We start from the raw sequence: 16,936 nt of genomic DNA on the forward strand, positions 1-16,936 counted from the left end.
GTTATAATAATTAGTATTTTAGCGTGTTTTAAACATAGATAGAATCACACAGATAGAGTTTTAATAATAAAACTTTAGTAGAAAAACATAAATATATGAGAGCATTATATTGTTTGTTATTGCTTTTAATTCCGTTTACTGGAATAGCTCAAAATTTTAGTGGACAATGGAAAGGACATTATTCGTATTTTCAGATAAAAGATATGAGTGCTGGAGATAACCAGTTATATATTGCTTCAGAAAATGCTTTATTTACTTATGATATAGATAGTAATCTTATCAATACATTTTCTACTGTAGAAGGACTATCAGGAGAACTTATTTCAGCAATTTTTCGAAGTGAAGCCTTTGAAGTTACTTTAATTGGTTATGAAAATGGATTAATTGAAATTATACAGGATAATGAAGATGATATTGTTACTTTAATCGATATTAGAGATAAGCCTACAATTGCTCCTGATAGAAGAAAAATTAATCACTTTGTAGAAAAAGATGGACGTGTATTAGTGTCAACAGGGTTTGGTATAGTAGAATTAAATCTTGATAAACTAGAGTTTGGAGACACCTATTTTATAGGAGCAGGAGGGACACAGATAGAAGTGGCTCAAGCAGCCTTTTTTGAAGGTAATATTTATGCGGCAACACGATCTAATGGATTAATAAGAGCTAGTGAAACTAATCCAAACTTGGTAGATTTTAATCAATGGACATTGGTTAGTGGAGGGAATTTTAACGGAGTGCAATTATTTGGAAATCAATTGTACTTGCAACAAAATTCAAACTTAATAAGAAGATTACAAGGAAATTCATTAAATACAGTATTGACATTACCTACTACAATAAACTCAATGCGATCATCGGGAGAAGAATTAGTAGTAACGTCAGGTAATAATGTGCGATTATATGATACTTCACTACAACTTATAAGATCAATAGCTAATCCAGGGTTTGATAGTTTTTTACCCACAGTGGCTATAAGTATGGGAGAAGATGTTTTTATTGGAGCTAGTGACATAGGTGCAATAAAAATGACAATTGCAGATGGAAGAACTGAGTATACCAATATTACACCATCAGGACCTTTGGCAAATGATCCTTTTGCAGTACAGTTTGTAGATGATAATTTATGGGTTACGTATGGTGAACATGATGTACTATTTAATCCATTTCCTTTAAAACGACAAGGGGTTAGTAGGTTACCTATAGGAGAAAGTTGGATAAATATTTCAAAAGATGATATTTTAGGAGCTACATCTCTGGTTCATATAGCCGTGAACCCTAATAATACAGAACAAGTTTTTATAAGTAGTTTTCAAGATGGTTTACTAGAGTTAAATGAAAATAATGCAACAGCATTGTATAATTCTTCTAATAGTGGTTTTGAAACTTTGGTAACAGGAGATGAGGTGGTAAGATTGAATGGGGCAGCATTTAATAGCGATGGAAATTTATGGATTGTAAATTCAAGAATAAGAGATGGATTAAAATTATTTAACCCAGAAACAAAAGAGGTAACAGGGATTAACATTTCAGGAGCAGTATCTAATCCATCAGCCGATAATGGATTTAGTAAACTGGTGTTAGATAGAAGAGGGAATGTGTTTTTTGGATCATCATTAAATGGTGTTGTTGGATATAATCCAGAAAACGGAGCTGTACGTAAGATTGATGCAGGTAATGATTCTAGTTTTGCATTAGAAGATGTAAGAGCATTAGCTGTAGATCAAAATAATCAATTGTGGATAGGAACAAGAGGAGGCTTGCGTGTGTTTTTTAATACGCAAAGTGCTTTTGAACAATCAAATCCCACGAGTAGTAATATTGTTATTCTGGATAATGGAGTACCGCAAGAATTACTTTTTGAACAATTTATTTCTGATATTGAAGTAGATGGTTCCAATAATAAATGGATTGCTACGGGGTCGTCTGGAGTGTTTTATTTATCTCCAGATGGACAAGAAACATTAGCACATTATACAACAGAGAATTCACCATTACCATCAAATACTGTTCAAGATATAACTATTGACGGACAAACTGGGAAAGTATATTTTGCGACTACAAAAGGTTTAATCGAATTTAATGGATCTGCAACAGATCCTAATACATCTCTTGAAGCTGTATCTGCATATCCTAATCCAGTAAGACCAGGGTTTAGTGGTATGGTTACTATTCGAGGTTTGACATCAAGAGCAAATGTAAAAATCACAGACATAGAAGGAAACCTTGTATATGAAGAAGTGAGTAGTGGAGGAAGTATTCAATGGGATACGAGAGCTTTTGGGAAACACAAGGTAGCTTCAGGAGTATATTTGATTTTAATTACAGCAGAAGATCAAGCAGAAACTAAAGTGTCAAAATTGATGATCGTACGATAAATGACCATACAAACTCGAGCAATAGTATTGCATGCTTTACGGTATGGAGAAGCAGATCTCATTGTAAAATTATTTACACAAGCAGAAGGATTACGTTCGTATCATATAAGAGGAGTTTTAAAATCGAAAAGAGGAAAGTTAAAAGCATCGTTTTTTCAACCTTTAACGATTTTGGAAATAGAAGCTGTACATAAAAATAAAGGTAATTTAGAACGTATTAAAGAAGCTAGAATAGCAATCCCATATAAAACATTGCATATTCAAATGATTAAAAGCTCTCTGGTACTTTTTTTGTCAGAAATACTTAAAAACGCTATTCAAGAAGAAGAAGAAAACCCAGCATTATATCAATTCTTGGAAACTGCATTTTTATGGTTAGATACGCATGAAGAAATTGCTAATTTCCATATAGCATTTATGCTTAAACTTACACAATATCTAGGCTTTTATCCAGATACTTCGACTGTAGCATTACCTAGTTTTAATTTACAAGAAGGATGTTTTGATTTAATAGGAGCAAATAACGTAGAAGGAATTCAAGTTGAATTTTTAAAAAAGTTTTTAGGTACGAATTTTGATGAAAGTATGAAACTGAAGTTAAACAAAGAGATAAGAAGTAACCTAATTAATACTCTTTTAACATATTTTGAGTTACATTTGCACGGCTTTAAAAAGCCAAAATCTCTTTCTATATTAAACGAAATTTACAATTAAGAAATCAGCTAGAATGCGTTTATTTATTATTACATTATTAATTTGCTTTGGGAGTATGCAAGCACAACAAATTAAAGTGCTTACAGAAGAATCTCAAGCACCAATTCCTAATGTAGCAATATTTAATAAAAGCAAGACAAAAAGTGTTATTACAGATTTTGATGGAAAAGCTGATATTTCGAATTTTAACAAAAATGAAATTCTTATTTTTAAGCATGTAGCACATGTTACTAAACATATAAAGGTTTCAGACATTTATGAAGTTGTTATATTAGAAAGTGATGAAAATGCATTATCCGAGATTGTTATTTCTACTTCAAAATGGGCTCAAAAAGCAAAAGATATTTCTCAAAAAATAGTGAGCTTTTCTTCAGAAAATATAACATTTACTAATCCTCAAACTTCAGCAGATTTACTACAACAAAGTGGACAGGTCTATATACAAAAAAGTCAGCTAGGTGGAGGAAGCCCTATTATAAGAGGTTTCTCTACAAATAGACTGTTACTCACAGTAGATGGCGTTAGAATGAATACAGCTATTTTTAGAGGAGGTAATGTACAAAATGTAATATCGATAGATCCTTTTACTATAGATCGTACAGAGGTTATTTTGGGACCAGGGTCAATAGTATATGGTAGTGATGCTGTAGGAGGAGTAATGAATTTTTATACAAAGAAGCCTACTTTAGGGAAAATAGGAGCTCAAAAAATAGATGTAAATGCTCTAGTTAGATATGCAACTGCAAATGAAGAAAAGACTGGGCATGTAGATTTTAATATAGGGTTTGATAAATGGGCTTTCTTAACAAGTATAAGTTATACAGATTTTGAGGATCTTAAAATGGGAAGTCATGGGCCAGAAGAATATTTACGTACAGCGTATGTAGAACGTATTAATGGAGAAGATGTAATAGTTCAAAATAAAGACCCAAAAAAACAGGTTTTTACAGGATATAATCAAACAAACTTAATGCAGAAAGTTCGTTTTTCTCCAAATGAAAAATGGAATTTTGACGCTAGTTTTATCTATACAACTACATCAGATTACCCTAGATATGACCGTTTGACACAACGCAGAGATGGAGCATTAAGATTTGCAGAATGGTATTATGGTCCTCAAGAATGGTTAATGGGAAATCTACAGGCTTCGCATAAAGCTTTAAGAGGTATCTATGACGAAATGAAAATAACAGCGGCATATCAGCATTTTGAAGAAAGTCGTAATAGTAGACGTATTAATAGAGAAATATTATCTGAAAATGTAGAAAAGGTCGATGCCTATTCATTCAATATTGATTTTGAAAAAGCTTTATGGGATAAAACAACGTTTTATTATGGAGGAGAATATGTGATTAATGAGGTCGGATCTACTGGTAGAGATATTAATATCATAACAAATGAAAGTGAAGATGCAGCATCGAGATATCCAGATGGGGCTACTTGGCAATCTGCAGCTTTATATGCTAGTTTACAACATAAGTTTACAGAAAAATTAACATTACAAGCAGGAGCTAGATATAATCATGTGATTTTATATTCTCAATTTGATGATCGCTTTTTTGATTTTCCTTTTGACGAAGCAAATTTGGATACAGGAGCGTTAACAGGTAATATAGGCTTAAGCTGGTTACCTAATGATATACTGCAATGGAAATTTAATTTTTCTACTGCTTTCAGAGCTCCAAACGTTGATGATGTAGGTAAAATATTTGATTCAGAACCAGGATCAGTAGTAGTACCTAATCCAGATTTAAAGCATGAATATGCATACAACGGAGAGTTGGGGTTAAAGGTGAAAGTAACAAAAGGTATTTCTTTTGATTTTGCTACATATTATACCTTATTAAATAATGCTTTAGTGAGAAGAGATTTCTCTTTAGACGGAGAAACAGAAATAGAATATCAAGGGGAACTAAGTAATGTACAAGCTATACAGAATGCTGCACAATCAAAAATATTTGGGTTTGAATTTGGTACAAAAATAGATATAACCAATCAATTAAGATTTACTACTCAATATTCATATATAGGAGGTGAGGAAGAATTAGATAATGGAGAAGTAGCTCCAGCTAGGCATGTAGCACCTCAGTTTGGGAATTCACATTTAATTTTAACCAAAGACAAGTGGAAATTTGATGCGTATGCTATGTATAGTGGAGCGTTTAGTTTTGAAGATTTATCTCCTACAGAAAGAGGTAAAGATAATTTGTATGCTATAGATGATAATGGTAATCCATACTCACCTTCATGGTATACCTTAAACTTACGTAGTCAATATCAAATATCAAAAAGTTTACAAGCTACTGCAACATTAGAAAATATAACTGATCAGCGTTATAGAACATATTCTTCAGGAATTGCGGCTGCAGGAAGGAATTTGATAGTATCCTTAAAATATAGTTTGTAGAATTAAAAATATGAATACCAAAAAACTATACGTATTTGATATTGATGGAACTTTAACAGATAGTGTAAAGATGTATCATGAAGCAGTGATTAAAGCGTTAAATACTATTGGAATTCAAGAAATCGATACAAACTTTAATAACTATAAGCACCATACAGATCGATATGCATTACGGTATAATTATGAACGTAATTTTAATGAGAGTATGCCGCTTGAAAAAATTGATGCATTCGAATCAGCACTAATAGCATCTATTGACTGCACGAGGATGAAACCTATATTAGGAGCAAAAGAACTTTTGGACCAATTAAGAGCACAAAAAACACCTTTTTGCTTTGCTACGGGCTCGTTACCTAATCCAGCATTATTAAAACTAAGCGAATGTGATTTATGGTATGATAAGGCTTTATTAGCGACTTCAAAGACACATGAAGATAGAGAAGGTTTTGTCTTGGAAGCTATAGATAAAGCAAAGAAATATTATAGAATAGACACTTTTGATAAGATTGTATCCATTGGCAATGGTGTGTGGGATTTACTTACTGCAAAAAATCTAAATATAGACTTTATCGGGATTGGTGAGAAAAACTATAAGTCATTAACGACTTTAGGAATGGAACAATGGTATCCTGATTTGAAAAGCTTATTAAAAAGTGTTGAGTTTAATTATTAAGCTCTCTTAAATCCTGACTGTCATTTAATAATTCATTTTTGATATTCTCAGGGATAGCTAGAGATAACTCGTTAAGCTGTACAATAAGACTATTATAAGCAATAAGTAACCTACCGTTGTTATTAAGGATATTTTCTGAATTAGGGAATCTCTTGTCAATGAGATTTTGCAAGAGTCCAATTTCTGTATTTAAAACTAAGATACGAGACTCAATAGGCTTGATTTTTTGCTTTGGTCTCAAATGAGATTCAAAATTTTGTAAAGCTTCAGAGACACTATCAAGTTGTCTTTTTATATAAAAAGGATTTGCCTTAGCAATATTGAGTATTTTCTTATGTAAATGCTGAAAATCATCTGAATCGGCTAAATCTTTTTGAGCTTGAGCAGAAAGAGCATAAAGTTTAATATCACTTTTCTGTTGAGATAAACTATCAAGAGGAGTATATCCAGGAGGCGTAGCAACTACCTGAACCTTGTCTTTACAGCTTATTAAAATAGTACATAAAGCAATTAAATATAAATACGATTTCATAAAAACAGAAAAAAGCAATAATTAATAAGGCCAAAAGTAATGTATTTTAAAATCAAACCAAAAGAAAACCTTAAGTACTCAAAGTACCTAAGGTTAACAATTTAATTTGAATTAATCATTTAAAATTAATCTGCATAATACCATTGTCCATTAGTATATACAACTGGTCTCCATCCAGATGTAGAACTATAGTAATACCATTGATCATTATGACGATATACTCTTAAACCATTTACGGTATAATATTGTCCATTTTGATAAACAGGTTGATTAGTATCGTTACTAGGATACATTTGAGCAATTCCTTCTATATCGTCATTAGATAAACCATTTCGTTGAGCTTGATATGTTTGTCCATTTTTCTTAGTGATAGTAGGAAGATCATTTTTAGAAAACGCATATGCTCCATACATCATGATAGAACCAAAATCTAGAGTAGCAGTATATTCATCACCATCTCGACCACGTTGCTCATAAGTTTGAAAATTATGAGATCTCCCATTTTTGATATTGTCAAAATGAATATTTAAATATTGATCTCGATCTACTCTACTTTGTTCGTGCCATAATCCTACAGCATGTCCTATTTCGTGAATTGTATTTCCAGTAGAACAGTTATTAGATAAAGTGATAAACTGTAAACCACCAACCATTCCAACACTAGAAGAACATCCTTCACCAGAAACAAAACGAATGTAATTAGGTTGATTTGTACGTTCTACAAATCTTAGATTTGTATTTGCCTCCCAATGGTTAATGGCAGAGGTAACTCGAGAAGAGTTAGGTAAATTAGCATCAATAGTATAATACACTGTATTATTAGGCCATCGACCAGAGGTTCTTCCTACACTTCGGTTTGAAGTAGGTTCCTGTCCAGGTAATAAGATTAAGTTTTCTATAGAAGAAAATACTTGATCTTTAGGTAAAATAATATCACCTTCATAGACATATTGATTGTCTATCTTTTCATAAGATACTTCAATACCATTATAGAATCCTTTTCCTAGAGATCCTTCGGCATTAGAAAAAGCAATTTCGGCACCTTTAAAAGAATCAATATTTAAATCTAAAGAAGATTCCTCATTTAAAGTTTCCTTATCAGAACATGAGGCAATAGCTAATGCTGCTAACAGCATATAAAATCCATTTTTTTTCATTATGTAGTTTGTGTTTTAGTTAATGAGAGATTATAACTAGTAAAAAATGATATTATTGTATAGTGTAAAAGATGTTTTTTTAAGAAAATTTACCAAAGAAAAGAATCTTATACAGAATCAAAGATTTAGAGTATTTTTGTAGAAAAGCAGAGTAGATGAAAAAGAGACCAGATCAAGTTGTCTATAATGAAGAAGAAGCACAATACGATTCCAAATTAAAAACGTATGCTACAAATGTAGGAGCACCTGTAATTAAAACAGAGGATGTAACGACTTGGAAAAACACCAATATTAATAGAGTAAACCATCAATTTAAAACGCAGTTTGAGGCCATCAAAATGCAATACGAAAAGATGATGGAGCAATATGAATACAATAATCTTATTTATAGCTCAAAGTTTAGTTTTGAACCTGTTGTTGGAGAAACGTATCATTTATATGAAAGTAAAGGTACTAGCGTTTTTTTGTCAATGATAGCTCCACATGAATGTAATTTTAAGCATATAGGTACTTTTACACTTAATAGTGATAAAATGTGGATGAAAAAATCATAAAAAAAAGATATTTTTGAAAATCTAGTTAAGACTCTTTTCTAAATAACAGAACTAAGAAAGTAATACAAGAATCTCATTTTTTGATGCCAGAAGAAAATAAATCAGTTTGTAAACAATCAAACTTTGAAATACTATTTGATACGCATGCAAGAACATTGCATAGCTTTGTGTATTACAAATGTGGAGATAAGCAACAAGCTGAAGATATAGTCCAAGAAGCTTTTATTAAATTATGGGATAATTGTGCAAAAGTGATCTATGAAAAAGCAAAGTCTTTTTTATATACAGTTGCAAATAATAAATTCCTTAATGAAGTAGCACATCAAAAAGTAGTGTTGAAGTACCAATTAGATTCTACGAATAAAACTAATAAAGAAACGCCAGAATACCTTTTAGAAGAAAAGGAATTTATGGACAAGCTACAACAAGCAATAGCGGATTTGCCAAGTAGACAACGTGAAGTTTTTTTGTTATCTAGAATGGAGAAGAAAACATACAAAGAAATTGCCGAAATAGTAGGAATATCGGTTAAAGCAGTTGAGAAAAGAATGCATAAGGCATTAGAAATTTTAAGAGAAAGAATAGGAAAAATATAAAAAAAGTAGGGTAGAGCAATTTAAGACTGTTCTATACATAGAATCAGGAAGGAATACTAAATAAAATAGTAGGAGAACCTTAAATGATAAAACCGTGAAAGAGAATTATTCAGATGATACTTTTTTAGCAAGATGGCTATCTGGTAAACTTTCTTCTCAAGAAGAAGAAACGTTTAAAAATACATCAGATTTTGTAGCTTATAAAAAGATTATTGCTGCAATGGAGCATTTTGAAAGGCCTGAATTTGATCAAAAAGCGGTGTTTAACAATATAACAAAAGCAACAAGTAAAAAAATCAAAGTAAAACGATTAATTCCGTATTGGACTTATGCAATAGCATCATTATTTGTGATAGCTATTGGAATAAATTTCTTTTTATCCTCTACAACAGCAGTAACAACAGGTTTTGGAGAACAAGTAGCAGTAAATTTACCAGATGGTTCTTTGGTTAAATTAAATGCAAAATCTGCAATTGAATTCGATGAGAAATCTTGGGAAAATGAACGAAAAGTAACATTAAATGGAGAGGCATTTTTTGAAGTAACAAAAGGATCGTCTTTTTCTGTGGTTACGGATCAAGGAACAGTGACTGTTCTAGGTACAAAATTCAATGTAAAATCAGAAGAGAAGTATTTTGAAGTACGTTGCCATGAAGGGAAAGTTAAAGTTAGTCCTTCTATAGAAAAGGAAGTATTGTTAGAAAGAGGTAATGGTGTAAGAATATTAGACAATAATGTAGAACAATTAGTCGTAACGACAGATCAACCTGATTGGATACTAGGAGAAAGTTCTTTTGATAATGTACCGTTAAAATATGTAATTGAAGCTCTAGAAAAACAATATCAAATTAATTTTGAGAAAGAAAATATTGATAGTGATGCTAGATATACGGGAAGTTTTACACACAAAAATTTGACATTAGCATTACAAACAGTTTTTGATCCTATGGAAATAAAATATACCTTTAAGAACAAAAATAAAGTTGTTCTTCTAAAGGGGTAAATGAAGCTGATAATTTGTAATTTATGGTGTTTTCTAATGTTTTTTTGTGCTTTTGCACAGAAAGATATATCTTATAATAATAAAGAAATACCGCTTACTAAAGTTTTAAAACGTATTGAAAAGCAATACAAAATTAAATTTTCTTACAATACAACTTCAATAGCAAAAGAACGCTTGAGTATTAAAGAAAGTGGTTCTTTAGAAGAAATTCTACAAAAAATACAAAAGAAAACAGCCTTAGTTTTTGAGAAAATTAGTGAACGCTACTATATTTTAAAAAACGTTAAGGATCCTTACAAGATAGATATTTGTGGATATCTAGTAGATGAATTTACTGCTAAACCAATTGTACAGGCAACAGTAATTAATAGAAGTACAGGATTTAAAGTTGATGTAGACGCTAATGGGTTTTATGAATTAAAAAATGTACATTCATTAGATCCTATAGAAATACAAAGTTTAGGATATGTTACTTCATTGGTAAAAGCTGAAGATTTAAAGCGAAATAAATGTAAAAAAATATGGGTTACACCCTTAAATGAAGATTTAGATGAAGTACTAATTACAGAGTACTTAACAACAGGTGTAACAAGAGAAGAAGGAGGAGGAATTAAAATTGTACCTAATAAATTAGGTATTTTACCAAGATTAGTTGAACCAGATCCATTACAAACTATACAGTTCTTACCAGGTATACAAAGTCCAACAGAAACTGCTTCTGGGTTATATATAAGATCAGGAACTCCTGATCAAAATTTAATTTTATGGGATGGTATTAAAATGTACCATACGGGACATTTTTTTGGACTACTATCCGCATTTAATCCGTATATAATTGAAGATGTAAAAGTTTCTAGAAGTGGAACAGAAGCCAAATATGGAGGGAGAGTATCTGGTGTAATTGATATTACTTCGGCAAACGAGATACCACAGCGATTTAGTGGTGGAGCAGGAATTAATATGACACATATTGATGCACACGCAAAAATTCCTGTAACAGAAAAATTTGGATTAATATTTTCTGCAAGAAGAGCATTTACAGATATTTTTGAAACATTTACCTACAATCAGTATTCAAGAAGAGTATTTCAAAATACTAGAGTTATTTTAAATAATGAAGTAGTAGATGAAAATGCATCCCAAACTAAAAACTTATTTTATTTTTCTGATGCTACGGTAAAAGGAATCTATGAACCTAATGAAAAAACCAAATGGGAGTTTAGTAGTTTAAATACTCAAAATCATTTAAACTTTATAGAGCAAGTAGGAGATATTATAGATGGAGTTCAGGATGTTTTAGATATAGAAAATCAAGGGATTAGTTTAAGTAGAACACAAACCTTAAATGATGTATTTCAATATGATATAAAAGGTTATTTTTCTAATTATAGCTTAAGTTATAGAGGTATAAGTCGATTTTCTGAAACACAACAAAATACTACCTATAAAGATAATGAACTCTTAGATGTAGGAATAGGAATTAACGGAAATTGGAAAATAACGGATCATAATAAGATTCTTATGGGATACGAATTTTCTTCTAACGATGTTTCTTTTTTATTAGGAAGAAGTACAGATGGAACAACAACACAAGGTGTAATAGAAGATAGAGCTATACAAAATTTAACACATGCATTATATGGAGAGTATCGTTATAATGAAAAAGAAGCGGTTAAATTAAGCTTTGGAGTAAGAGGGAATTATTTTTCAGAACTAAATCGAGTATCTATAGAACCTAGATTAAAAATAGAATTTGATGTGGCACCTAAAACTACAGCTAGGTTTTCTGGTGAGCGAAAAGAACAAGTTATTAGTCAAGTATTAGAGTTTGAAACAAGAGATTTTGGGCTTGAAAACCAACTTTGGGTACTATCAGGAGAAGAATTAATACCAGTGCAAAAAGGACACCAGTTTGCAGGAGGAATTTTATATTCTGATCATGGATGGGATATTGATATAGAGTCTTATTATAAAAATACTAAAGGACTTACGTCTTTTACAAGAGGGTTTAATATTACAGAGGATCAAGATGTTTTTGTGGGAAAAAGTGAAGCTGTAGGAATTGATTTTTTAATAAAGAAAAGAATTGAAGATTATAGGAGTTGGATAAGTTATTCTTATGCTCAGAACAGATTTACGTTTAACGAATTAAATGAAGGGAATTCTTTTCCTGGAAATTTTGATGTAAGGCATAGCTTTTCTTGGTCACATTCATATGTACTAAATAATTTTGAAGTTTCATTAGGATGGAATTTTAGAACAGGAATACCATATACTCCAGCTCTAGGTGTAGAAGAAGACAATGGGGAATCTATAATTAGGTATGGTGATATTAATAGCGCTAGATTAGCTACATATCATCGCTTGGATTTCTCATCATCATATAAATTTGATTTTAAAAAGAACAGTAATTGGAAAGGTAAAATCGGAATTTCTGTTTTAAATATATATAACCGAAAAAACGAATTGAGTCGTACATATGAGGTTAACGAAATTATTGAAGGTAGTAGAACTACTCAGCAAGAACTTCAAGTACGAGAAGTGAATATGAATTCGTTAGGAATTACTCCCAATCTTGTGCTACGAATAGAGTTTTAAAAAAACTTGTAAGGAATATTGTCTTGGTTCGACGCAACACTACAAAAGAACCAATTAATACAACTATGAAAACAAAGAAACTTTATTTTCTATTTCTATTTGTAGTCAGCGTATTGTATACTTCATGTATAGGAGAGGATATAATAGCAGATACAGTAGATCCAGAATTAAGAATTAATAATCCGTTACAATCTTTAGCAGTAAATGAAACTTATCAATTTGAAGCTACATATCTTAATAATGTAGGACAAGAAGAAGAAGCGTCAGTTGAATGGTCAAGTTCTAATGAAGTGGTAGTAACTATTGATCGAGCAACAGGATTAGCAACAGCATTACAAGAAGGAACTTCAATTATTACAGCTAGTATCATAAAAGATGGTGATGAAATTCTTGTGGAAAATACACTTGAAATAACAGATGAAACTGTAGTTACTACAATGGAAAGATCAGGTAGTATTAGGGCAACAAGCGGATATTTATTGAGAGGAGATTTTACACTTGAAGAAATGACGGGGACTTCTAATTTAAGACTTTCATTTGATCAAAATTATGCTGCATCTACGAGCCTACCTGGATTATATGTTTACTTAACTAATAACCCTAATTCTATTAGTGGAGCATATGAGATAGGAGCTGTGACAACATTTAATGGAGCACATACTTATGAAATACCAGATGTAACACTTAATCAATATAATTATGTATTGTATTGGTGTAAACCTTTTTCAGTAAAAGTAGGAGACGGAACTATTAATTAATAAAAGACAAATGAATAAAAATATTTTTTTTACAGCAATAGCCATTTTATTGATTAGTAATATAGCTCAAGGACAATGGACGAAGAAAAAAGGAAAAGGATACTATAAGCTCTCTGCATGGTCATTAACTTCAGATCAACACTATACAGATACAGGAGCTATTGATCCTAATGCTACTAGAGGATATTTTAACTTAAATTTTTATGGAGAATATGGTATTACAGATAGATTTGATGTTATCGCGTATATCCCATTTTTTTCTAGAACATACCAAAATGAGCAGGTTTCAGGAACAACAGGACAGGTATTACAAGAAGGAGAAGATTTAAACGGAATAGGCGATAGTGATATAGCAGTTCGATACGGAATTTTAAATACAGGAAAACTAGCATTATCAGGAACATTAAAATTTGGTTTGCCAATTGGAGATGATGCAGGAGGTAGTGATGGAAGTTTTCAAACTGGAGATGGAGAGTTTAATCAATTAGCTCAGTTAGATTTAGGAATTCCGTTTAAGATTAAAGATTTAAATGCATACGGAAAAACATATCTAGGATATAATAATAGAACGCAAGGTTTTTCAGACGAGTTACATTTTGGAGCAGAAGCAGGAATAAGCTTTTTAAAAAGCAAGTTATGGGTGATAGGGCGATTAAATGCAGTACAATCGTTACAGAATGGTGATCTTTCGGCTCAAAATACACAAGGAAGTATTTTTGCTAATAATATAGAGTATACTAGTGTGGCAGGAGAATTAGCGTACTATCTAACTAAGAAGTTAGGAGTATCGTTTACATTTGCATCAACTATTGATGGAAGAATTATCTATGCAAGTCCAACATACTCTGGAGGAATTTTTCTCGATATAAAATAAAAAAAATGCGACTTGATTTTTTCAAGTCGCATTTTTTTTATCCGTTTAAACTATCATAATATTGAATGAGTTGAACGAAATCTTTATCATTTTTAAATTTTAATTTCTTTTCTTTTATAAAAGCTTTTAATTTTTTAGTGTGTTTAGGAAAAGAATTTAAGATTTTACTTCTCTTAGAATTCATCAAAACAAGATTATTATCAAGTAATACATAATAACTAATTTGATTAGTTAATTTACCGGGAATATCTTGCTCATAAGATGTTTTTGCAGGTTTTGGATCATGAAATTTTTGATAATATCTTTTATATAACGCTATCGTTTCAGAGGTATGTAACTGTTGTAAATAACCTTCAAGTAATACTCCTTCATGATCTTTATAAGATTTTAAATAAAACTTATTTGAATGATATTCAGCATGAGAATCTGGAGCTTTTGTGAAATCTAATATTTCTTCATCAGCAAGATTATATTTTACTTCAAAAATATCACGATATAAATTATATCTTAAGTATACATTTTGAGAAGCTTTAGTTAAATCGCTAATGATTTTTCCCTTTGAAAAAGAATCATCAAGGTATACAGATCCTTTTACTTCTTCAATAGGTATAGGTGTATGGTTAGCAGTATAAATAATAGTAGTACTATTACTTGTATTCAAAAGTTTCGATTTAGTAGGAATAACTTGACTATTCATATTTGAGATTATTCCTAATGATAATAATGAGAAAAAGAATAAAAATTTAAAATTCATGATTAACCATTTTTTAATTGATTTTTAATGTAAAGAAATGAGACAAGGATCATTCCATAAAGTGTTATGCAAAATATAATTTTATTTAAGATTTTAAAAAAAAGCAAGCAATTATATGAGATATTAATAGTTATCATCAAGACTTTTCATAAAAGCGATCAAATCATTAGTTTCTTGTGTAGTTAAATTAAGTTTATCGCTAGGAAGCGTTTGCAAAGGTTGATCAATACCTATTCCAGAACCACCACCTCTGTTGTAGAAATCTATCACTTCTTCTAGCGTGTTATATACACCATTATGCATATATGGGGCTGTCTTGTTAATATTACGTATAGTTGAGGTCTTAAAAAAGTGTTTACGTTCGGGAGTTTTAAAAACATAGTATCGCCCTAAGTCATCACTAATTTTTGCATTAATGATATCATTGTATTGCGGTACACCTATAAGTTCCATTTCAGATTCTTTATAATCAGGAGGAACAGTACCGTTAAAAAGAGGTGCAAAATGGCAAGTAGCACATTTAGCTTTTCCAGTAAACAAGTTGAATCCATTAATTTCATTTTGTGTCAATGAGTTTTCCAAATTGTTGATATTTCGATCAAATTTAGAATTAAAAGGCGATAGACTTTTTATATAACTACTTATAGCATTTCTAATGATATGATTAGATATGGTATGTCCTGAGTATGCTTGGGCAAATGTTTTGCGATAATCAGGATCATTTTTAACGACAGTTTCTAATGTTTTTAAATCAGAATGAAATTCATTTTCATTGGTAATAACTCCTATGATTTGCCCTTCTAAGTTTCCAGCACGTTTATCATAAAAAAAACCTTTTTGTAATGCTGCATATAGCAATGTAGGACTGTTACGAGTTACTTTAGGCGAAATTTTCTTACCATCTGTAAAAGCTTTATCTGCATGATGACAACTAGCACAACTTAGGGTATTGTTATGAGAAAGACGATTGTCATTAAACAATAGTTTGCCTAAAGCAATTTTTTCCTTGGTTAATTTACCTAAGTTAGGATCTGAAAAATAATTAATATTAAAAGTTTGATCAGAAAACAAAGAAGGAGCATCGTTTTTGATTGCTAATTCAAAAGGAAAACTAATATCCCAATCGGTAACAGTAGCATTCCATAATAACATTTGTTTATGTGTATGCTGTTTAATAAAGTGATAACGATCAAATGCATTAAAATCTCCTTTTAAATAGTCTACTGTTTTTGTAATCTCGTCTTTCCAGTTTTGATAAAGTTGAGCATTTTTAAAACTAGTTTCAAAAAAAGATAAATACTGTTGTAAGCTTCTATATACTTCGGCAGATTCTTTTATAGAATTTTCTAATACAGGCGAATCGAATCCAGTGATACCAGTTAAGGCTACTCGATGTATAGCTTTTCGGAACAACCACAAAAAGTGATATTTTTTTAAATGACTAAAAAGAGCATTCTTTTTAATTAATTTTAAACGTTGTAAAGTCAATGAAACATTTTTTAGTACAGCAGAAGTATCAATGTTTTTGGCAAAAAGCTCTTCTTCTATTACCTGAAAACCACTGGGATTTTTGATTTTGATATCGGTAATAGATTCTTCTTCAATTTTTAAAATATTAGGTTGATTGAGGTAACCATAATTTTCTACATCAATAGCAGCTAGAATAGGCTCAAGTCTCTTAAAATGTAGTCGTGAATGTGTATAGTATTTTTTTGCGTGCTTAATATGAGAAGAAATACTATCGAGATAAGATATACATTGAGTAATATCAGTTATAAACTGCACTTGTATTTCTTCTTGAAATGGTAATTGACTTAAGGATTTTTCTGTTGTTTTTTCTGAATTACAATTAGTAAATAATAGTCCTATGATAAAGAGGCTTATTGAAAAATAAGCCCCTTTATTAATTTTATAATTTGATGGAAAAAAAATATTCAT

Annotated in this window: 14 protein-coding genes; 10 read left to right on the top strand and 4 right to left on the bottom strand. The window is 30.7% G+C overall.

What is annotated here, in order from left to right; all coding sequences use genetic code 11:
- Positions 1–95 precede the first annotated feature (95 nt).
- Genes porZ through ACYEKI_RS06810 form a run of 4 tightly spaced genes read left to right on the top strand, consistent with a single transcriptional unit; the run spans position 96 to position 6,172 of the window.
- A complete protein-coding gene (porZ, locus tag ACYEKI_RS06795; protein ID WP_459210420.1) occupies positions 96–2,378 on the top strand; it encodes a type IX secretion system anionic LPS delivery protein PorZ in 2,283 nt (760 codons plus the stop codon).
- Positions 2,379–3,092, top strand: a complete 714-nt coding sequence (gene recO / locus ACYEKI_RS06800) for a DNA repair protein RecO (protein ID WP_459210421.1) — start codon at positions 2,379–2,381, stop codon at positions 3,090–3,092.
- 13 nt (positions 3,093–3,105) lie between these two features.
- Entirely contained in the window at positions 3,106–5,499 is a 2,394-nt protein-coding gene (locus ACYEKI_RS06805; RefSeq protein ID WP_459210422.1) for a TonB-dependent receptor, read from the top strand.
- Between the two features lie 10 nt (positions 5,500–5,509).
- Entirely contained in the window at positions 5,510–6,172 is a 663-nt protein-coding gene (locus tag ACYEKI_RS06810; RefSeq protein WP_459210423.1) for an HAD family hydrolase, read from the top strand.
- Here ACYEKI_RS06810 and ACYEKI_RS06815 read toward each other — a convergent pair.
- Both ACYEKI_RS06815 and ACYEKI_RS06820 read right to left on the bottom strand, forming a co-directional pair.
- A complete protein-coding gene (locus tag ACYEKI_RS06815; protein ID WP_459210424.1) occupies positions 6,162–6,704 on the bottom strand; it encodes a hypothetical protein in 543 nt (180 codons plus the stop codon). The genes ACYEKI_RS06810 and ACYEKI_RS06815 overlap by 11 nt on opposite strands.
- Positions 6,705–6,829: 125 nt before the next feature.
- Positions 6,830–7,861, bottom strand: a complete 1,032-nt coding sequence (locus ACYEKI_RS06820; RefSeq protein ID WP_459210425.1) for a M12 family metallopeptidase — start codon at positions 7,859–7,861, stop codon at positions 6,830–6,832.
- 155 nt (positions 7,862–8,016) lie between these two features.
- Between ACYEKI_RS06820 and ACYEKI_RS06825 the strand changes: the two genes are divergently transcribed.
- The 6 genes from ACYEKI_RS06825 to ACYEKI_RS06850 all read left to right on the top strand — a co-directional run bounded on the left by ACYEKI_RS06825 (position 8,017) and on the right by ACYEKI_RS06850 (position 14,244).
- Complete coding sequence (locus ACYEKI_RS06825; protein WP_459210426.1) at positions 8,017–8,415, top strand: DUF2452 domain-containing protein; 399 nt, start codon at positions 8,017–8,019, stop codon at positions 8,413–8,415.
- Positions 8,416–8,498: 83 nt separating this feature from the next.
- Positions 8,499–9,011, top strand: coding sequence for an RNA polymerase sigma factor (locus tag ACYEKI_RS06830; protein ID WP_459210556.1), 513 nt, complete (start codon positions 8,499–8,501; stop codon positions 9,009–9,011).
- Positions 9,012–9,105: 94 nt separating this feature from the next.
- Positions 9,106–10,014 carry a FecR family protein gene (locus tag ACYEKI_RS06835; RefSeq protein ID WP_459210427.1) on the top strand — a complete coding sequence of 303 codons (909 nt, stop codon included), beginning with the start codon at positions 9,106–9,108 and terminating at the stop codon, positions 10,012–10,014.
- Complete coding sequence (locus tag ACYEKI_RS06840; protein WP_459210428.1) at positions 10,015–12,612, top strand: TonB-dependent receptor plug domain-containing protein; 2,598 nt, start codon at positions 10,015–10,017, stop codon at positions 12,610–12,612. It begins immediately after the preceding gene.
- A gap of 65 nt (positions 12,613–12,677) precedes the next feature.
- The gene (locus tag ACYEKI_RS06845) at positions 12,678–13,370 is read left to right on the top strand and encodes a DM13 domain-containing protein (protein WP_459210429.1); all 693 of its coding nucleotides are present in this window, start codon (positions 12,678–12,680) and stop codon (positions 13,368–13,370) included.
- A 10-nt stretch (positions 13,371–13,380) separates the two neighbouring features.
- Complete coding sequence (locus ACYEKI_RS06850) at positions 13,381–14,244, top strand: hypothetical protein (RefSeq protein ID WP_459210430.1); 864 nt, start codon at positions 13,381–13,383, stop codon at positions 14,242–14,244.
- A 37-nt stretch (positions 14,245–14,281) separates the two neighbouring features.
- Here ACYEKI_RS06850 and ACYEKI_RS06855 read toward each other — a convergent pair whose 3' ends face one another.
- Both ACYEKI_RS06855 and ACYEKI_RS06860 read right to left on the bottom strand, forming a co-directional pair.
- Entirely contained in the window at positions 14,282–14,998 is a 717-nt protein-coding gene (locus ACYEKI_RS06855) for a hypothetical protein (RefSeq protein WP_459210431.1), read from the bottom strand.
- 123 nt (positions 14,999–15,121) lie between these two features.
- Positions 15,122–16,936, bottom strand: coding sequence for a cytochrome-c peroxidase (locus tag ACYEKI_RS06860; RefSeq protein ID WP_459210432.1), 1,815 nt, complete (start codon positions 16,934–16,936; stop codon positions 15,122–15,124).

This window comes from Aquimarina rhabdastrellae, assembly GCA_947387485.1.
Lineage (GTDB): Bacteria > Bacteroidota > Bacteroidia > Flavobacteriales > Flavobacteriaceae > Aquimarina.